We start from the raw sequence: 17,407 nt of genomic DNA on the forward strand, positions 1-17,407 counted from the left end.
ATATTGCTCATTCTCAACCACTTGCAGTTCATTTCTCTCATATTCACTTTCCGTTGCTTTTGCTTAAATTGTGCATGTCTCCCGTCATTCGTTCGCAACCTCGGTTTGCCTCTCCAACGGAGTTCCAATAGAAACCGTGAGTTCAATGCTTGGTCACAAGGACATAAAGACAACCCAGGTGTATGCCAAAATTACCAAAGAGAAATTGAGCAAAGACGTGGAAAAGTTGTCTCAGCAAATAAATAACATTGAGGAATTCACGTTTGGAAATGTTTGCAACGATAATACTAACACTATAAATGGCAGAGTATGAAACGACAAGTGATAACAATACAAGAAGATATGGTCATCTACGCCCCACATCATGGTGAGGTGTGGATGACAGTTTGGGAGATTGCCGAACTGTTGAATGTAACAGGGACAGCAGTGAAGAATACCATCAAGCGCATTTGGAAACAAAGTGTGCTGAAAGATTTCCAGCATTCTCAATACATCAAACTTGAAAATGGATATTCTGCGCATGTCTATGATATGGAAGTGATTATCGCCATAGCACTTCAAATGGATACATACCAAGCCTTGTTGTTCAGACAATGGTTTATCAGTAAGGTAGTGAACCGCAAGGATTGCCAAGCAGAGCAAGTAAAACACGAGTATCCGATGATTATTGTGATGAACGGAACGACACCAAAAGGTGCAAGTTAGAATCTTTCATCTTTTAATAAGATTCCTACACCTTTATAATATAATAGCGTACAGGGGAAACGATTTTTGTCGTTGTACCCTGTACGCTATTTTTGTTTCGCTATAATGAAGCAGTACCCTCCCCTTGTGAAACAGTGCCGTCGATTATCGGCTTGCGGTAATTACCAGTGAGAAGTGCTTGTATCTCGGATTCCGGATAGAGGGTTTTGCCACATAATATAATGTAGGGCAAGATGCCTTGTTTGCGATATTCCTGCAAGGTACGGCGACTAAGCTTCAGGAACTCGGAGAGTTCCTTGTCGGTGAGGTATCGCTCCCCGTCCAAAGGTGGGCTGTAGGACTCGATGAATGAGGATAGCCAGTTGTTGGCTTTCTTCAAGGATTGCATGGCGGTGTCTATCGACTTGCTCTCATGCGTAAGAAGTTGGTTCATGTTCATTGTTTACAATTTGGATTAAGTGGTGAATATAAAATGTGTTTGCTCGCCCAGGGTGAAGTTTTCGGCTTTGCCTTGGGCGAGTTTGGCTTTACGCTATACCGATTTGATTCTGGCGATAAGCGGAACGATGGCTTTGACCTCTTCGGGGCAGTAATAGAATTGGCGACCTATCTGGGTATGACCCAAGAAACGGCGGTCACGAAGTTTTTGTAAGGTGCGCTGGCTGATGCGAAGTTGCTGGCAGACCTCTTGACCTGTAAGCCATTTGTTCAGACGCTTGCCGTTAGCCTTATGCTTCAGCAACTCAACTTTCTTTACCAAGGCATCGTATCTTGCCATCATCAAGTCGAATGCCTTCTTTTCCATTGTTACTACTTCCATATTCTCTGTTTTATTGGTTCAACAAATTCGGGTGCAAAGTTAATGTGTGTATGTTGAAAAACAATGAAAATGAATAACTGTGGCAGTGCTTTTCTGGGGTTTGCCGACCGCTTGGCAAGAAAAATCAAGAAAATTATACGTGGGTCATTAATGAGTTGTTAAACGGGTATTTCGCAAATGGTTAATTTTGCCGCCGAGAAATAAAAACAACGAATTATATAACATTTCAAACGGAATTAAGATGGAAGTAATAACAATGGAAAGTGCAGCCTTCAAAAAGCTGACAGAACAGTTGACAGAGATAGTCCAGTACGTGCGATTGGCAAAAATGGCATTTCAAGAGAACTTGACGGGCAAGGGATTGAAGCCGATGTTGACCAATGACGATGCAGCTAAGATGCTTGGTGTGAGCAAGCGCACCTTGCAGCGAATGCGCTCAGAGAACCGCATTGATTTTATTAAAATTGGCAATCAATGCCGATACCAAGTTGAAGCCATAGAAAGAATGGTTGAGGAACGAACAATAACAAAGGAAACATGAGCATGGAAGATGGAACATTGAAAAAACTGGAGTTATATCTCCATGACCTACACAAAAAGATAGACGGCATCTACGACATGCTGATGTTGAGACACGAACGAGAGACGGAGCAAAAAGGAAGTTCTGCCATCAATGAAAAATTGCTCGACAACCAAGATCTCTGCCTCTTATTTCAAATCTCCCCTCGTTCCCTTCAACGCTATCGCAGTCTGGGAGTGCTTCCCTACAAGCGTTTGGGGCAGAAAACATACTACACGGAAGAGGATGTGATGCAGTTTGTAGAGAATAATGTCAAAGAATTCAAGAAAGAGAATGTGGAGCATTACTTGACTCGCATTCATCAGAAATTCAAATAACAAAAGTATTCACCATTAAAAATTTACAATTATGGTACAAAAGAAAAAGAGTGATGAACAGGACGTGCTGGTAGTCCGTGACGAGAAGACGGGCGAGATCAGTGTCGTCGCCGGACTCAGCAGAGACGGCACACCGAAGCGAGCACCCGCCAAGGCGGAGAACACGCCCGACTTCCTGCGTTTTGACCGCAACAGTGACCTGATGGACAGTTTCTTTAGAAACTTCTTCCGCCAGTGCAAGGAGCCAAGCCGATTCGGATTCTACCGCATAGCGGCAGACCAGATGGAAAACCTGCTTGGCGTGATGAAGGAGTTGCTGAAAGATCCGGAGGCTAACAAGGAGATTCTTTCCGCCCACAAGGTTGACACCTCCAATTATGAGAAAGAGGCAAAGCAATCGGAAGGTCAGGCGAAAGAAACCGCATCATCGGACGATGCGTCCAAGACGCAAGCTAACACAGAAAAAGAGAATGTATCATCAGAACAAACCAACGAAAAAAAGAACGACATGGAACAGAAACCAGAACAGACCGCAACCGAACAGCAGGCACAGACCGCTCCGGGTGTAAAGCAGAACCTCATTAGTGGTAACGATGTGAACCTGCAGGAACTTGGTGCCAAATATGGCATAGACTTCAACAGTATGAATGAGAAGGATATGAAAGCCCTGCTCAACTACGGCAAGACGGGGCTTGTGATTGTGAAGCCGACCTTCGGCGGTGAACAGATAGAGATACAGGCCCGTCTGTCATTCCGCAAGGACGATAACGACCAGTTGCAACTCGTGCCGCATTTCGTGCGCAACGAGCCTAAACTCGATGTCGCTTACAAAGGCTATACCTTCACTCCAGAGGACAAGAAGAACCTGTTGCAGAACGGCAACCTCGGAAAGGTTGTGGATTTCCCCGACAAGAATACAGGTGAGCTGCGTCCTCATTTCATCAGTATCGACCGTCTCACCAATGAGATTGTTGACATCCCGACCAACAAGGTGCGCATACCCGATACCATCGGCAAGACACCTATTACCAAGGACGACAAGAGAGTGCTCTACTCAGGTATTCCGCTTCGCAAGGAGATTGAGCTTGCCAACGGGCGCAAGTTTACACCGCTGCTGCAGGTGAATGTGGAACAGCGTGGCGTGGAGTTCGTGCCTGGCAGCACAAGACAGGCGCAAGGTCAGAAACAGAATGGCGACAAGAAGCAAACCGCTGACAAGCAGGAGCAGAAGGCAGAAGGTGATACGGGCGGTCAGAAGAAACAGCAAGATCCCAACCACTGGCTCAATGAGGACGGAACCATCCGCCGACTCAACACCTATTTCAAGAAGGAACTGACCGAGCAGCAGAAGGACGACTATGTGGCAGGCAAGACCATCGAGATCAAGGAAGTGCCCAATAAGAACGGCAGCGGTACCTATACCGCCTACGTGAAGTTCGATTTCGACAAGATGCAGCCACGTTCCTACCGCAACAATCCAGACCTCAAACAGGCGAAGGAACAGATTCCGACCAACGAGAACAAGGTACAAGTCGCCGTCAACGAGCAGGGCAAGACCCATGAGGCGACCAAGCACACCAAGGATCCGCTGAGTCCGGGACAGTCTGCGCCAAAGAACGAAAAGCAGCAGAAGGAACAGAACGCCGAGGAACAGAAGCCAAAGAGAAAGGCAAGAAGCGTGAAGATGTAGTTGCCGCCACTTGATCCACAGAGTTAATCATCCATTATAACAACCGACATCTGCGACCGTCTATCCCACGGTTGCGGATGTCACAAAAACAACAGACAATGAAGACAATCATCGCAGAGAAACCAAGCGTAGCCAAGGAAATCGCCCACATTGTGGGAGCTGACAAGCGTGAGGAAGGCTATATGCAGGGCAATGGCTATTATGTGACATGGGCATTCGGACATTTAGTGCAGCCAGCCATGCCGGAAACCTACGGCATGAAGGGATTCCATGCAGAGAATCTGCCTGTGATTCCCGACCCGTTCGTTCTTGTTCCCCGACAAGTCAAGACAGAGAACGGCTACAAACCAGATGCAGGTGTGCTTGCCCAGATTAAAATTATCGGCAAGCTGTTTGACAGCAGTGAGCGCATCATCGTAGCAACCGATGCCGGACGTGAGGGAGAGTTGATTTTCCGATACCTCTATGTGTATCTCGGTTGCCAGAAACCTTTCGACCGTCTCTGGATCAGTTCGCTTACGGACACCGCCATCCGTGAGGGACTTCAGAACCTCAGGGATGGCAAGGAGTATGACAATCTCTATCATGCAGCCAAGGCACGAAGTGAGGCAGACTGGCTCGTCGGCATCAACGGCACACAAGCCCTGACGATAGCCGCAGGACGTGGTACCTATTCCGTAGGTCGTGTGCAGACTCCGACCCTTGGTATGGTATGCGAACGCTATTGGGAAAACAAGCGTTTCGAGTCGAAACCGTTCTGGCAGGTACACTTCGGTGTGGTTGATGCAGACAGTGGCAATATACTGAAGTTCACATCTGCCAACCGATGGGCAGACAAAGGCTCCGCAACCGATATATATAATAAGGTGAAAGATACCGGTTCTGCCATCATCACAAAGGTAGTAACCAAGCGAAAGGTGGAGAAGGCACCGCTCCTTTACGACCTCACCACCTTGCAGAAAGAAGCCAACTCCCAGCATGGCTTCACGGCAGAGCATACACTCTCCATCGCCCAGAAACTCTACGAGGCAAAGTTCATCACCTATCCAAGAACATCAAGCCGCTATATCTCGGATGATGTATTTGCCACCCTTCCCAAACTCTTCAAGAATCTGGAGAATCATTCGGAATATGGAGAGAAAGTGAAACTCTTGCCTGGCAGTGAGGACTACAGCAAGAACAGCGTGAATGCCGCCAAGGTGACCGATCACCATGCCCTGCTCATCACAGAAAATGCAGCCATTGGTCTTTTCAAGGACGAGAAGATCGTTTATGACATGATATTGTGCCGGATGATTGAAGCGTTCTCGGCAGACTGCATCAAGGACATCACATCAGTATCGGCGCAAGTGGATCATGACGTCGAATTTGGCATCAGTGGCTCCATCATCCGACAGACTGGCTGGCGAGCGTTGTCGCTCAAGGAAAAGAACAACAGGCTGGACAAGGATGCAGACGCAACAGACAATGAGGTCAAGGAGCAAGTCATTCCCAACTGGCAAGAAGGACAGCATATCACTCTTTCTGGCTGCACCATCACGGAGGGCAAGACCAAACCGAAGCCTTTGCATACGGAATCCACATTGCTTGCAGCAATGGAGACCGCAGGCAAAGAGATAGAAGATGATACGATGCGCCAGGCAATGAAGGACAGCGGTATTGGCACACCTGCCACACGTGCCGCCATCATCGAAACCCTGCTCAAACGAGAGTATATGGTGCGCCAGCAGAAGAAACTTGTGCCGACGGAAAAAGGACTCGCCCTGCATTCCGTGGTGAAGAACATGGCGATTGCCAATGTGGAGATGACGGGCAAATGGGAGGCGGAACTTGCCAAGATTGAACGAGGTGAAGCAAGTGCAGACGGGTTCACCCATAGTATCGAAGGCTATACCCGTGAAATCACTGCGGAATTGTTAGGTTGTGACAGACTTTTCAGCCACAAGGATTCCGGCTGCCAGTGTCCTAAATGCAAGCAAGGTACCATGCAGTTCTTCGGAAAGGTAGTAAGATGCAGCAACAAGGAGTGCGGTATGCCAGTGTTCAAGCAGGTAGCAGGAAAGTTGCTCACTGATGCCGACATCACCGACTTGCTTACCAAGGGCAAGACCAGAACGCTCAATGGTTTCACCAGCAAGCAAGGCAAACCATTCTCCGCAGCCATAGCCTTTGACGAGAATTTCAACACGAAATTCGTCTTTGCAGAGCGCAAAACAGCAGAAAAGCGAGGAAATGTGAAGAGATACAAGAAATAGTTTGTACCTTTGCCACCGAAACATGGTTCATAAATGGTGTCTTTATTCAGGATGCTTTTATTTACTGTGGATTAAGTGGCGGCACTCGGAGGGATACCGAGTGCCTTTTTCTTGCTTTCACACAAACATCAACCGCCATCCACGGTTTATTATTCACCACTTAATCCATTCAACAGACAAATGAACAGAAAGAAACAGGCACAGACAGAGCTGTCCTATTACGGACTGTATCTCTTGAACCATCTCAGAGAGAACCGTTTTCCACAAGCCAGCGATGCGGACTTTATCCGCGAACGTGCAGACCATGCCGCAGAGGTATATGAGCAGGCACGGCGTGATGCCCTCTTTGCCGATGCGGCACAAGAGCTTGCCATGTCAGCATTGCTGAAAGGTCTCCGCTTTTCCAAGTACAGCATCCTGTACGATGTTGTTGACAGTGAGTTTCCCCTGGAGGTAGCAGTAGAAGATCAGGAAGCGTTTGTCAAGCACCTCCTGCCTTTGGTTGACAACGTGTATTCCATTTACGACCTCACCGATGATGATTTTGCCCAGTCACCGGACTACGACCAGCTCTATACAGAGTTGACGGGAGCCGTAGCCCTTTTCATAGAGTCAAATGGCGTACAATAGAAAACAACGTCTGAACGACAACATCAAGGCTATAGAGACGGCATTCATCCTTGACAGGGAACAGCGCACGCCGACCGCCTGTGAGCGTCTCCTTCTGGAGCGTTATTGCGGATTCGGTGGATTGAAGTGCATCCTGAACCCTGCCAGGGAACTGGCGGATGCCGTCCATTGGGCAAAGTCAGACCTTGAATTGTTTGCTCCAACAGTGGAGCTGCATAGACTTATCCGTAAAAACAGCAAGAATGAAAGCGAGTACAAACAGTTGATGGACAGTCTGAAACAGTCTGTCCTCACGGCATTCTACACGCCGTCAGCCATTACGGAGGCTCTGACGGATGTGTTGAAAGAGCATCAGATTATCCCCGAAAAGGTACTTGAACCCTCGGCAGGCATCGGTGCCTTTGTCGATTCCGTCTTGGATAACAATCCCAAGGCAGACATTATGGCATTTGAAAAAGACCTGCTTACAGGAAAGATACTCCGCCATCTGCACCCGGAGCAGAAAGTGCGCATAGAGGGATTCGAGAAGATAGAAAAGCCTTTCAATGACTACTTTGACCTCGCCATCTCAAATATTCCCTTTGGCGATGTTGCCGTGTTTGATCCGTCCTATACAGCCATGAAAGGCATGAGGGCACTTGTCACCAGACGCATACACAACTACTTCTTTGTCAAGGCTCTTGATACGGTAAGGGACGGCGGGTTGGTTGCCTTCATCACCTCACAAGGCGTATTGAATGCCAAAAACAACAGTGCCGCGCGTTTTATGATGCTCTATCATGCTGATCTCGTGTCAGCGATTCGTCTTCCCAACAACCTGTTCACGGAAAATGCCAATACGGAAGTGGGCAGTGACCTCATCATCCTCCAGAAAAACAGCCAAAAGGAGTCGCTGCGAGGAGACGACAACCTGCTTGATACCGTCTATAATGACGAGAACCGCATTCCGACAAACAACTACTTTCTGGAGCATCCGGAACGCATTATCCATACAACAGCAAAGTTGGATACTGACCCGTTCGGCAAACCTGCAATGATATACACGCATGAGGATGGCGTGGAAGGCATTGCAGAGGATTTGCGAAAGATGCTCCATGAAGACTTTAAGAAGAACCTCAATTTGAACCGATACTTGGGGATAGAGGAAACAAAGGCTGAGGAAGTTAAGGAGGTTGAAGAAACAGAAAAGATAGAAAAAACAGAGAAGATAAAGCCTTCCATTGAGGAAAAGCAGAGCGATACGGTAGTATCCTTGCAAAAGCAGGAAAAGCCTACTGATGATGCAGAGCTATCCCAAAAGTCCAATCATCATCAGCCACCAGTGCAAATGACGCTGTTTGACCTTTGGGGAATGGAAGAAGAAAACCGTCTGACTGTCCATGCTACAAAGAAGAAAGCAGAGGTAACAGTGGGTGCTGTCGCCAAGAAAGTGTCAAGGAAGAAAGCAAGTCCGTTGGTAAAAAGCGTAAATCCGACTTTTGAAGTTGTGACAAAGCCTGTGGAAAAAGAAGAAAAGCCTTCGTTGACAGATGCAAAAGAGCAGGAAACAGCACAGGAGACAAAACCAATCCTGCTTGGGGATGAGCCATACGCAAGCATCTCTTGGGAAGAGAATCCGCCAATCAACGGCTTTTACGAGATGATGATGACCATGGCTCCCGAAGACAGGGTGCTGCTGCGCCAAAAGGCGGAACTGCACCGTCAGGAACAACTCAAGGCTTTGGGCGTTGAAGATACGCTTGATCCGAAGTTCAAGCCGCCGATGGAACCGATAGAAGTTCTCAAAGCTCAAATCGGGTATGGACAGTCGAAAGGGAATGAGCCAAAAGAAGATTCCAAGACTCAGAACACATTGGAAGAAACAGATCATGAGCGGGAACAACAAAAAGGGCAAGAAAGAAAGCGGGAAGAGCTGGCAAAGAAGAAAGAGGATGCTATGAAGCCCCGTCCATTTGATGAGAAACTGGATAGTTTTCATCGTGAGGGTTCTATGGTGCTCGACTCTGCCAGAAATATCGGTGTATTGAAAGACCTTACCAAGTATGGTGCTACCTTCATGCCGTTGGATCTGAATATGGAGCAGAAAGAAAAGGCTGTCCTGTATATCGCCCTCCGTGATGCCTATCAGAAACTTTACACCTATGAAGCGGAAGAACAGACGGAAAACAAGCAGATGCGTGAGAGTCTGAATGTCTATTATGACGCTTTCTTCATTCGCTTCGGCAACCTCAATGCCAAGCAGAACGTGAAGTTCATCCTCATGGATGCCTCAGGGCGCGACATGCTGTCATTGGAACGGGTGGAAAACGGACAGTTCATAAAGTCAGACATCTTCGACCACCCGGTCTCTTTTTCGCTTGACGAGGTCAGTCATGTCGATTCTCCAGAGGAAGCGCTCACCGCCTCGCTCAACAAGTTCGGCCGTATCGACTTGCCGTATATGACTGAATTATCGGATATGCTGGAACCGGAACTGACGGAAGCGCTTAAAGGGCGCATCTATTACAATCCGCTCATAGACGGCTACGAGATAGCCGACCGCTTCATTGCTGGCAATGTCATAGAGAAAGCGGAGCGTATAGAAGAATGGCTGAAGGAAAATCCCGACCATGCAATCGTGAGGGAGTCGTTGGAAGCCTTGAAGGCAAGCATTCCCGAACCGATAGCCTTTGAGGACCTGGACTTCAACTTCGGTGAGCGTTGGATACCTACAGGTGTGTATTCCGCTTACATGAGCCACCTCTTCAATACACAGGTCAGCATCGTCTATTCCGACAGCATGGACGAATATTCGGCAAAATGCAGTATGAAGACCATGGCCATCACGGATGAGTATATGGTGAAGGGCTATTACCGCAACTATGACGGCATGAGTCTTCTGAAACATGCCCTGCACAACACTTGTCCCGACATGATGAAGAGCATCGGTGAGGATGAACACGGCAACGACATCAAGGTGCGTGACAGCGAGGGCATACAGCTTGCCAATGCCAAGATTGACGAAATCCGCAACGGGTTCACTGAATGGCTGGAGGAGCAGTCTGACTCCTTTAAGGAACGCTTGACCACAATGTACAACCGGAAGTTCAACTGCTTCGTGCGTCCGAAGTATGACGGTTCTCACCAGACCTTCCCCGGCTTGGACTTGAAAGCCCTTGGCGGAAAGTATGGCATCAAGAGTGTGTATCCAAGTCAGAAGGACTGTGTTTGGATGCTTTTGCAGAACGGCGGCGGGATATGTGACCACGCCGTAGGTACAGGCAAAACCCTCATCATGTGCATGGCTGCGCATGAGATGAAACGCCTCGGTATGGCTCACAAGCCGATGATTATCGGGCTGAAAGCCAATGTCGCGGAGATAGCTGCCACCTATCAGACAGCTTATCCCCATGCGAGGATACTCTATGCCTCGGAGAAGGATTTTTCCACCAAGAACCGTGTCAGTTTCTTCAACAACATCAAGAACAACGACTATGACTGTGTAATCATGTCGCATGACCAGTTCGGGAAGATACCGCAATCGCCAGAACTCCAGCGGCAGATATTGCAGGCTGAGCTTGATACCGTGGAGGAAAACTTGGAAGTGATACGCACGCAGGGCAAAGACGTGTCGAGGGGAATGCTCAAAGGCTTGGAAAAGCGAAAGCAGAATCTGGAGGTGAAGTTGCAGAAGATAGCCTACAGCATCGAGCAGCGTACCGATGATGTGGTGGACTTCCGCATGATGGGCATCGACCACTTGTTTGTGGACGAGAGCCACCAGTTCAAGAACCTCATGTTCAACACCCGTCACGACCGTGTGGCAGGACTCGGCAACAGCGAGGGGAGCCAGAAGGCACTCAATATGCTCTTTGCCATCCGAACCATACAGGAGCGGACAGGCAGAGACTTGGGAGCGACATTTCTGTCGGGAACAACTATCAGTAACTCACTGACTGAGTTGTATCTGCTTTTCAAGTACCTGCGCCCCAAGGAACTGGAGCGTCAGGACATCCGCTGTTTCGATGCGTGGGCGGCAATCTTCGCCAAGAAAACTACCGACTTCGAGTTTAACGTCACCAACAACATCGTACAGAAGGAACGTTTCAGATACTTCATCAAGGTACCGGAGCTTGCTGCTTTCTACAACGAGATAACCGACTATCGCACGGCGGAGGCGGTTGGCGTGGACAGACCACAGAAGAACGAGATCCTTCATAACATACCACCGACACCCGAGCAGGAGGACTTCATCCAAAAACTGATGGAGTTTGCCAAGACGGGCGATGCTACCATCCTCGGCAGACTTCCACTGTCAGAAACGGAAGAGAAGGCAAAGATGCTCATTGCCACGGACTATGCCCGAAAGATGGCTCTCGATATGCGCATGATAGACCCGACTTGTGAGGATCATCCCGACAATAAGGCGAGCCATTGTGCCAAGATGATAGCGGACTATTACAAACGCTATGACAATCACAAGGGCACGCAGTTCGTATTCTCAGATCTTGGCACATACAGACCTGGGGAATTCAACGTGTATTCTGAAATCAAGCGTAAGCTGATAGAGGATTATGGAATACCCTCGTCAGAGATTCGCTTCATTCAGGAGTGCAAGAACGAGAGGGCAAGAAAGGCGGTGATAGCAGCCATGAACGAGGGTTCGGTACGAGTATTGTTCGGCTCCACATCCATGTTAGGTACAGGCGTAAATGCACAAAAAAGGTGTGTCGCTATTCATCATTTGGACACACCGTGGGTGCGACATGAAGTCGCATAGATAATTGTTGGAATGATACTTTAAGTATCAGTTTTAACCCGCTGTTCCGTCAGCGGTAGCCTACCGACCGATGCACCTTAATGTTGTATTAAGCGGTCGGGACAAAGTACACTTTCACAAGACAAGACAGAACCGTGAGGGGAAGTCAAGTATGGTTAGTATCATACCGTAGAGTGGCGAGGCTGGATAGTATGGTTAGCGTAAGCGAACTGTTAGTAAACTTCGTAATGTCGTAAAAGAGTGCAAGATACTGATACACTCTACCCAAAATGGGATGCGGTCAGATAATCCTCTCCATGGTAGGATTACACGGATGTAAAGACCGTCGGAGGATGAGACAGAACCTAACCTATCCGTTAGTTATCTATGTGGAACATGGTAAGCCTGTACATCTCCTGTCAGACAAAAGACAGGTAAGCTGAAAGTAATGGATGCTGAATGATGTGCAGGTATAAGATAACAGAGAAAGCGAATGCCGTTCTGTAATGGGACGGATAGGGTTTGAGCCACTTATCACGAGTTGACAAGGGACAACATCAACCTACCACGAAAGTGGGCAGACTTCTGTGGTAATGTTTGGGAGGCAAATACCCAACATTAGCCAAATGGTAATTCTTTACAATAAACTTTTAGAACTTTTTAAAGTAGGAATGCAAATGAACGATAAAATCAAAGAAAATCTCCTCGACCAATCGTGTGCGCCGACTGACAACCTGCAATCAAATTGGGACAGAATAGACTGGACTAAGGCGGAGCAAGCTGTTAAGAAGCTTCAAGCTCGTATTGTAAAGGCTCAGAAGGAAGGCAGACATAACAAGGTGAAAGCCTTGCAATGGACGCTTACCCACTCTTTTTACGCAAAAGCCTTAGCCGTAAAGAGGGTTACTTCTAACGGGGGTGGTTGTACTCCTGGGGTTGACAAAGAAATATGGGATACCCCTAAAGCTAAAATGCAAGCAATAACCCAACTCAAACGCAGAGGCTACCAGCCAATGCCGCTGAGAAGAGTTCATATCAAGAAGAGCAACGGCAAACTGCGACCGTTGGGAATACCGACAATGAAAGACAGAGCCATGCAAGCACTCTATCTTATGGCATTGGAGCCTGTATCAGAAACTACAGCTGATACTCGTTCATACGGTTTCCGCAAGGAACGCTGCTGTATGGATGCAATACAGCAATGTCATAACATTCTCCGAAAGGGATATTCTCCCGAATGGATTTTGGAGGGTGACATAAAAGGGTGTTTTGACCATATCAGCCATGAGTGGTTACTTGCCAATATCCCAATGGATAAGGCAATACTCCGAAAATGGTTGAAATGTGGCTATGTTTTCAACAAGCAAATGTTCCCGACCGAGGAAGGAACACCGCAAGGTGGTATAATTTCTCCGACACTTGCCAATATGACTTTGGACGGATTGCAGAAAGCTCTTGCAGATAGATATAAGCGCCATCATGTTAATGGTAAGTTGTATTCACCAATGGTGAACCTTGTACGTTATGCGGATGATTTTATCATCACTTGCGAGAACAAGGAAACTCTTGAAAATGAAATCAAGCCATTGGTTGCTGAATTTATGTCTGAAAGAGGTCTGACCTTATCAGAGGAAAAGACGGTGATAACCAACGTGCATGACGGTTTTGATTTTCTTGGCTTTAATATCCGCAAATACGGCAAGGACATATTGACCAAGCCGACAAAGAAATCCGAGAAACGCTTTATGGAGAATATCCGTAAGGTAATTAAGGAGAACAAGGGTTGCAGACAGGAGTCGTTAATCAGAATGTTGAACTCTAAAATCCGAGGATGGGGAGGTTATTATCAGCATGGGGCGACACGTGATTCATTTCACAGAATCGACCATCAGATATTCCTCTCACTATGGCAATGGGCAAAACGCCGTCATTCCAAGAAAGGGAAACGGTGGATAAAAGACCGATATTGGCATGACATTCGAGGGAACAAATGGACTTTCGCTTCAAAATTCAAGAAACCAAACGGAAAGGAAGACCAATTGACATTATTGTCTCTGACTTCATCGTTTCCATTCCTGCAATACACGCAGATTAAAGGAGACATGAACCCGTTTGATGCAGACTGTCGTCTGTACTTCTATAAAAGAAAGAAGTCGAAAATGCTTGTTACGCTAAAAGGACGCAAGTCACTGCTGTACCTATGGGAAAAGCAAGGACGCAAATGTCCTATATGCGGTGAGCCTATTGATACGCACAAGGCATGGAATGTCATGCCAACCGTTCAAAACGGAAAGAAATGCAATCTGTTGGTTCATGATGAATGTTTTAAATTATCCCGCAAATCAAATGGAAACAAGAAGTAGTTTGAGCCGGTCTCTGCATACAAACAGAGGCTTAGAAAAGCTTGAGCCGTATGAGGGGAAACTCTCATGTACGGTTCTTAGGGGGGAAGAGGGCAGCAATGCCCTTGACCTACCCGATCGACCGTCAGACTTGGCACAGCGTGACGGTCGAGGTGTGCGTGCCGGCAACGAGATTGCCAAAATCTATGCCGACAACAAGGTGGATGTCATCATCTATGCGGTGGAAAAGTCGCTTGACTCGTACAAGTTTAACCTCCTGCACTGCAAGCAGACTTTTATCTCGCAGTTGAAAAGCGGAGCCTTGGGGGCGAGAACCATTGACGAGGGAGCGATGGACGAGAAATCGGGCATGAATTTTTCCGAGTATATGGCTATTCTCTCCGGAAATACCGACTTGCTTGACAAGGCAAAGCTGGAGAAGAAGATTGCTTCTCTGGAGGGTGAGCGCAAATCGTTCAACAGGGGCAAGCGTGATTCGGAACAGAAACTGAAGTCAAAGTCAGAAGAGCTGGACGGCAATCGGACTATACTCAAAGGCATGACAGCGGACTATGACAAGTTTATGAGTCAGGCAAAGAAGGATATGGACGGGAATATTCTCAATCTCATCACCCTTAACGGTCTCGAGTCCAATAATCTGGAAGTGATAGGCAAACAGCTTCAAAGGATGGCAAAAACGGAAAGGACAGATGGGGAATACAAGGAAATAGGTGCAATTTATGGATTTCCTATCAAGGTCGTAAGCGAGACAAGCTTTGAGAGCGGTCTTCCCTTCGTTGATAACCGCTTTGTTGTTGAGGGCCATTACAAGTATCAGTACAACAACGGACATCTCGCCAAGTCTGACCCGATAGCTGCGGCAAATAACTTTGTGAATGCCCTGCAGAAGATACAAGGGTACATTGAACAGTATGATTCAAGATGCAGGACACTGGAGAAGGAGATACCGCAACTAAAGGAAATTGCTTCCAAGGTCTGGAAGAGAGAAGAAGAGCTGAAAAGTCTGAAGACGGAACTGGCAGCATTGGATAGAAAAATACAGTTAGAATTGGCACCACCTGTTCAAGAAAAGGATATAAGTGATAAACCTCAAAAAGAAAACAACACTATCAAATCGGGAGAATTCTACGCAGATACTATAGTACAACAAGAAAGGAAGGTCCGAATTGGTCTTTAATTGGTCTATTTATAAAGTGGCAAGCAAACTTATTATGAGTTTGTTTGCTACTACTTTTTCTTAATACTATATAAATTATCTAAACACAGATAGTTCTTCGTTCACATTTTGATATCAAAGTAATGAAAAACAGTATTTGTTTATACAAAATTTCTGAGATATTAAAGCGATTAGGCTTAAATAGTCTTAAATTTGTGTTGCAGTATTTATAATTCCTGCCATTTCTTGTCTTTTCTCAATAAATTTTCGTATTTTTGCAGTCGGATTGTATAGCCAGACCGCAGTTGTCGCTGTAAGACGAGTTCTTTCATGATAACCGAGTCGGCAGCCTACGCCGTGCTGAGTGTAGTGAAGTCAACCATGACATATCTATACGAAAGCGGGCTTTGGGTGGGAAAGCAATCCAGACATAATGGAAGGCGTTTATCGACGCTGTGTTTAAGACTTCCTGTAATCTAGCAAATTAACAGTTAATCATAGTCTTGAATATGGTCAACGGTAGATGTCCCGGGTGTGATTATTTCAATCCCGTGGAGACCTTGTAAGCATAGATTGTACCCTTTCGGGCGCAATCAAATGTATTATATAGGTCTCTTTACACGGACATGATTTTCATATCGGCGTGGGCTCTGACGTTGTCTGTTCAACTATGATAGGCAATTGCTAGAGCCTCAGGAAGTGGAATGGACAACAGGACGATTCCACGCTTTTTTTGTCGCAATTTAACGGATTTCTGTCTAGAAAAAAGTTAGCACCGATATGAAAGTCGATGAATGGACATCAGAAGATGTACACACCTCAGGAGGAGGTGAATTCCCTCCTTGCGCTGGACTTACCTCCAACGCCCTCCCCGAAGCTCAAAGCACAGTTTCCGCCGAGAGTTCACAAACAGGGGTGTCCACCAGAAATGCCCATATAGCAAGTAAGTCTAAAGCGCAAAAAGAGGAAGAAATTCCTCATTGGTATGCTTTACGCACCACCTATGGTAGAGAGAAAAAAGCATACGACTATATGACCGCCAAAGGCATCACGGCTTTCTATCCTACCACCGAGGTAGTGAAACTTATAAAAGGTAAGCGCAAAATTGTTATCGAGTCACGTTTACCCAACATCTTCTTCGCCTACGGTACCGAAGAACAACTCAAAACCTTTGTTTACGACAACGTAAATCTCCCATTCCTTCGTTTTTACTATCGTCACGTCCACGTTGGGCGCAGAATAGAGAAGGTTCCTATGATAGTTCCAGACTATCAGATGGAAAGTCTCAAAATCATCTGTGCTGCCGATGCGGATAATACAATCGTGTCATTAGTCGAAGTGCCAAAGTTCGAGAAAGGACAGTTGGTAAAGGTTATTGATGGTGTATTCAAAGGGGTGGTTGGAATAGTTGCACGCTGGCAGGGGCAACAGAGAGTAGGCGTGGTAGTAGATGATTTGGTAACAATGGCCACAGCCTATATACCAAGTGCGTTTCTTCAAAAAATATAATAAAACAATTAATAAATATGAAATATGCTTTAGTAACAGGAGCCTCGCGAGGTATAGGACGTGCAGTGGCTTTGCGCTTAGCAAATGAGTATCCTGTCATAATCAATTATCATTCTAATTCCGAAAGTGCTAATGAGGTAAAGGAACTAATTGAGGCGAACGGAGGTTATGCAGAGTTGCTACCTTTTGATGTTGCAGATTCACAATCTATAGAAAATGCGATTGACCTGTGGGAGCAAAGACATCCTGATGATTATATTTCTGTGTTAGTAAACAATGCAGGTATTCGTCGAGACAATGTTATGTTTATGATGGCTAATGAGGAATGGCATGATGTACTTAACACAAATCTTAACGGCTTTTTCTATATCACAAGACGCCTATTGAAACATATGATGCCTCGTAAACGAGGTGGAAGAATTATAAACATGTCATCGCTTTCTGGTTTGAAAGGAATGGTAGGTCAGGTAAATTATAGTACTGCAAAAGCAGCGCTAATAGGAGCGACAAAAGCTTTAGCTCAAGAAGTAGCCCCTCGTAACATCACAGTGAATGCAGTGGCTCCAGGTTTCATACAAACAGATATGACTAAGGATTTACCACCAATACTCTGTTAATTCTTATGTAATCGATTGAAAATGAGA

12 protein-coding genes and 2 pseudogenes are annotated in these 17,407 nt (G+C 46.5%); 12 read left to right on the forward strand and 2 right to left on the reverse strand.

Features of this window, described 5'->3' with window-relative positions; genetic code table 11:
- Window positions 1–73: 73 nt before the first annotated feature.
- A pseudogene (locus DXD25_RS14945) lies at window positions 74–313 on the forward strand (tyrosine-type recombinase/integrase); the annotation flags it as partial.
- Window positions 314–321: 8 nt separating this feature from the next.
- The gene (locus DXD25_RS14950) at window positions 322–705 is read left to right on the forward strand and encodes a hypothetical protein (RefSeq protein WP_233522337.1); all 384 of its coding nucleotides are present in this window, start codon (window positions 322–324) and stop codon (window positions 703–705) included.
- A 100-nt stretch (window positions 706–805) separates the two neighbouring features.
- Here DXD25_RS14950 and DXD25_RS14955 read toward each other — a convergent pair whose 3' ends face one another.
- Both DXD25_RS14955 and DXD25_RS14960 read right to left on the reverse strand, forming a co-directional pair.
- Complete coding sequence (locus DXD25_RS14955) at window positions 806–1,144, reverse strand: helix-turn-helix domain-containing protein (protein WP_117664199.1); 339 nt, start codon at window positions 1,142–1,144, stop codon at window positions 806–808.
- A 93-nt stretch (window positions 1,145–1,237) separates the two neighbouring features.
- Window positions 1,238–1,525 carry a helix-turn-helix domain-containing protein gene (locus DXD25_RS14960; protein WP_117664200.1) on the reverse strand — a complete coding sequence of 96 codons (288 nt, stop codon included), beginning with the start codon at window positions 1,523–1,525 and terminating at the stop codon, window positions 1,238–1,240.
- 241 nt (window positions 1,526–1,766) lie between these two features.
- On the opposite strand from DXD25_RS14960, the gene DXD25_RS14965 reads away from it, so the two are divergent.
- The 10 genes and pseudogenes from DXD25_RS14965 to DXD25_RS15010 form a co-directional block, all read left to right on the forward strand.
- On the forward strand, window positions 1,767–2,066 hold the full coding sequence (locus DXD25_RS14965) for a helix-turn-helix domain-containing protein (protein WP_117664201.1): 300 nt from the start codon (window positions 1,767–1,769) through the stop codon (window positions 2,064–2,066).
- A gap of 77 nt (window positions 2,067–2,143) precedes the next feature.
- Window positions 2,144–2,422, forward strand: a complete 279-nt coding sequence (locus DXD25_RS14970; RefSeq protein WP_081978971.1) for a helix-turn-helix domain-containing protein — start codon at window positions 2,144–2,146, stop codon at window positions 2,420–2,422.
- Between the two features lie 31 nt (window positions 2,423–2,453).
- A complete protein-coding gene (locus tag DXD25_RS14975) occupies window positions 2,454–4,112 on the forward strand; it encodes a DUF4099 domain-containing protein (protein WP_117664202.1) in 1,659 nt (552 codons plus the stop codon).
- 98 nt (window positions 4,113–4,210) lie between these two features.
- A complete protein-coding gene (locus DXD25_RS14980; protein WP_117664203.1) occupies window positions 4,211–6,367 on the forward strand; it encodes a type IA DNA topoisomerase in 2,157 nt (718 codons plus the stop codon).
- 180 nt (window positions 6,368–6,547) lie between these two features.
- Window positions 6,548–6,997, forward strand: a complete 450-nt coding sequence (locus DXD25_RS14985) for a DUF1896 domain-containing protein (RefSeq protein WP_117664204.1) — start codon at window positions 6,548–6,550, stop codon at window positions 6,995–6,997.
- Window positions 6,984–11,756, forward strand: coding sequence for a DNA methylase (locus tag DXD25_RS14990; protein ID WP_117664205.1), 4,773 nt, complete (start codon window positions 6,984–6,986; stop codon window positions 11,754–11,756). Before DXD25_RS14985 ends, DXD25_RS14990 begins: the two co-directional genes overlap by 14 nt.
- 656 nt (window positions 11,757–12,412) lie before the next feature.
- On the forward strand, window positions 12,413–14,098 hold the full coding sequence (ltrA, locus tag DXD25_RS14995; RefSeq protein ID WP_049702337.1) for a group II intron reverse transcriptase/maturase: 1,686 nt from the start codon (window positions 12,413–12,415) through the stop codon (window positions 14,096–14,098).
- Window positions 14,082–15,275, forward strand: coding sequence for a DNA methylase (locus tag DXD25_RS15000; protein ID WP_233522338.1), 1,194 nt, complete (start codon window positions 14,082–14,084; stop codon window positions 15,273–15,275). The genes ltrA and DXD25_RS15000 overlap by 17 nt, the downstream gene beginning before the upstream one ends.
- 759 nt (window positions 15,276–16,034) lie before the next feature.
- Window positions 16,035–16,763 (forward strand): UpxY family transcription antiterminator, encoded by a 729-nt coding sequence (locus tag DXD25_RS15005; protein ID WP_117664206.1) that lies wholly within the window; start codon window positions 16,035–16,037, stop codon window positions 16,761–16,763.
- A gap of 17 nt (window positions 16,764–16,780) precedes the next feature.
- Window positions 16,781–17,365 (forward strand): annotated as a pseudogene (locus tag DXD25_RS15010) (SDR family oxidoreductase); the annotation flags it as partial.
- Window positions 17,366–17,407 lie beyond the last annotated feature (42 nt).

The organism is Prevotella sp. TF12-30 (assembly GCF_003436715.1).
GTDB lineage: Bacteria > Bacteroidota > Bacteroidia > Bacteroidales > Bacteroidaceae > Prevotella > Prevotella copri_A.

What these genes read in the sequence shown, in the direction of transcription:
- DXD25_RS14960 (WP_117664200.1), bottom strand. Translation starts at nt 1,525, where the DNA reads ATGGAAGTAGTAACAATGGAAAAGAAGGCATTCGACTTGATGATGGCA.
- DXD25_RS14985 (WP_117664204.1), top strand. Translation starts at nt 6,548, where the DNA reads ATGAACAGAAAGAAACAGGCACAGACAGAGCTGTCCTATTACGGACTG.
- DXD25_RS14990 (WP_117664205.1), top strand. Translation starts at nt 6,984, where the DNA reads ATGGCGTACAATAGAAAACAACGTCTGAACGACAACATCAAGGCTATA.
- DXD25_RS14980 (WP_117664203.1), top strand. Translation starts at nt 4,211, where the DNA reads ATGAAGACAATCATCGCAGAGAAACCAAGCGTAGCCAAGGAAATCGCC.
- ltrA (WP_049702337.1), top strand. Translation starts at nt 12,413, where the DNA reads ATGAACGATAAAATCAAAGAAAATCTCCTCGACCAATCGTGTGCGCCG.
- DXD25_RS14955 (WP_117664199.1), bottom strand. Translation starts at nt 1,144, where the DNA reads ATGAACATGAACCAACTTCTTACGCATGAGAGCAAGTCGATAGACACC.
- DXD25_RS14965 (WP_117664201.1), top strand. Translation starts at nt 1,767, where the DNA reads ATGGAAGTAATAACAATGGAAAGTGCAGCCTTCAAAAAGCTGACAGAA.
- DXD25_RS14970 (WP_081978971.1), top strand. Translation starts at nt 2,144, where the DNA reads ATGCTGATGTTGAGACACGAACGAGAGACGGAGCAAAAAGGAAGTTCT.
- DXD25_RS15005 (WP_117664206.1), top strand. Translation starts at nt 16,035, where the DNA reads ATGAAAGTCGATGAATGGACATCAGAAGATGTACACACCTCAGGAGGA.
- DXD25_RS14975 (WP_117664202.1), top strand. Translation starts at nt 2,454, where the DNA reads ATGGTACAAAAGAAAAAGAGTGATGAACAGGACGTGCTGGTAGTCCGT.
- DXD25_RS15000 (WP_233522338.1), top strand. Translation starts at nt 14,082, where the DNA reads ATGGAAACAAGAAGTAGTTTGAGCCGGTCTCTGCATACAAACAGAGGC.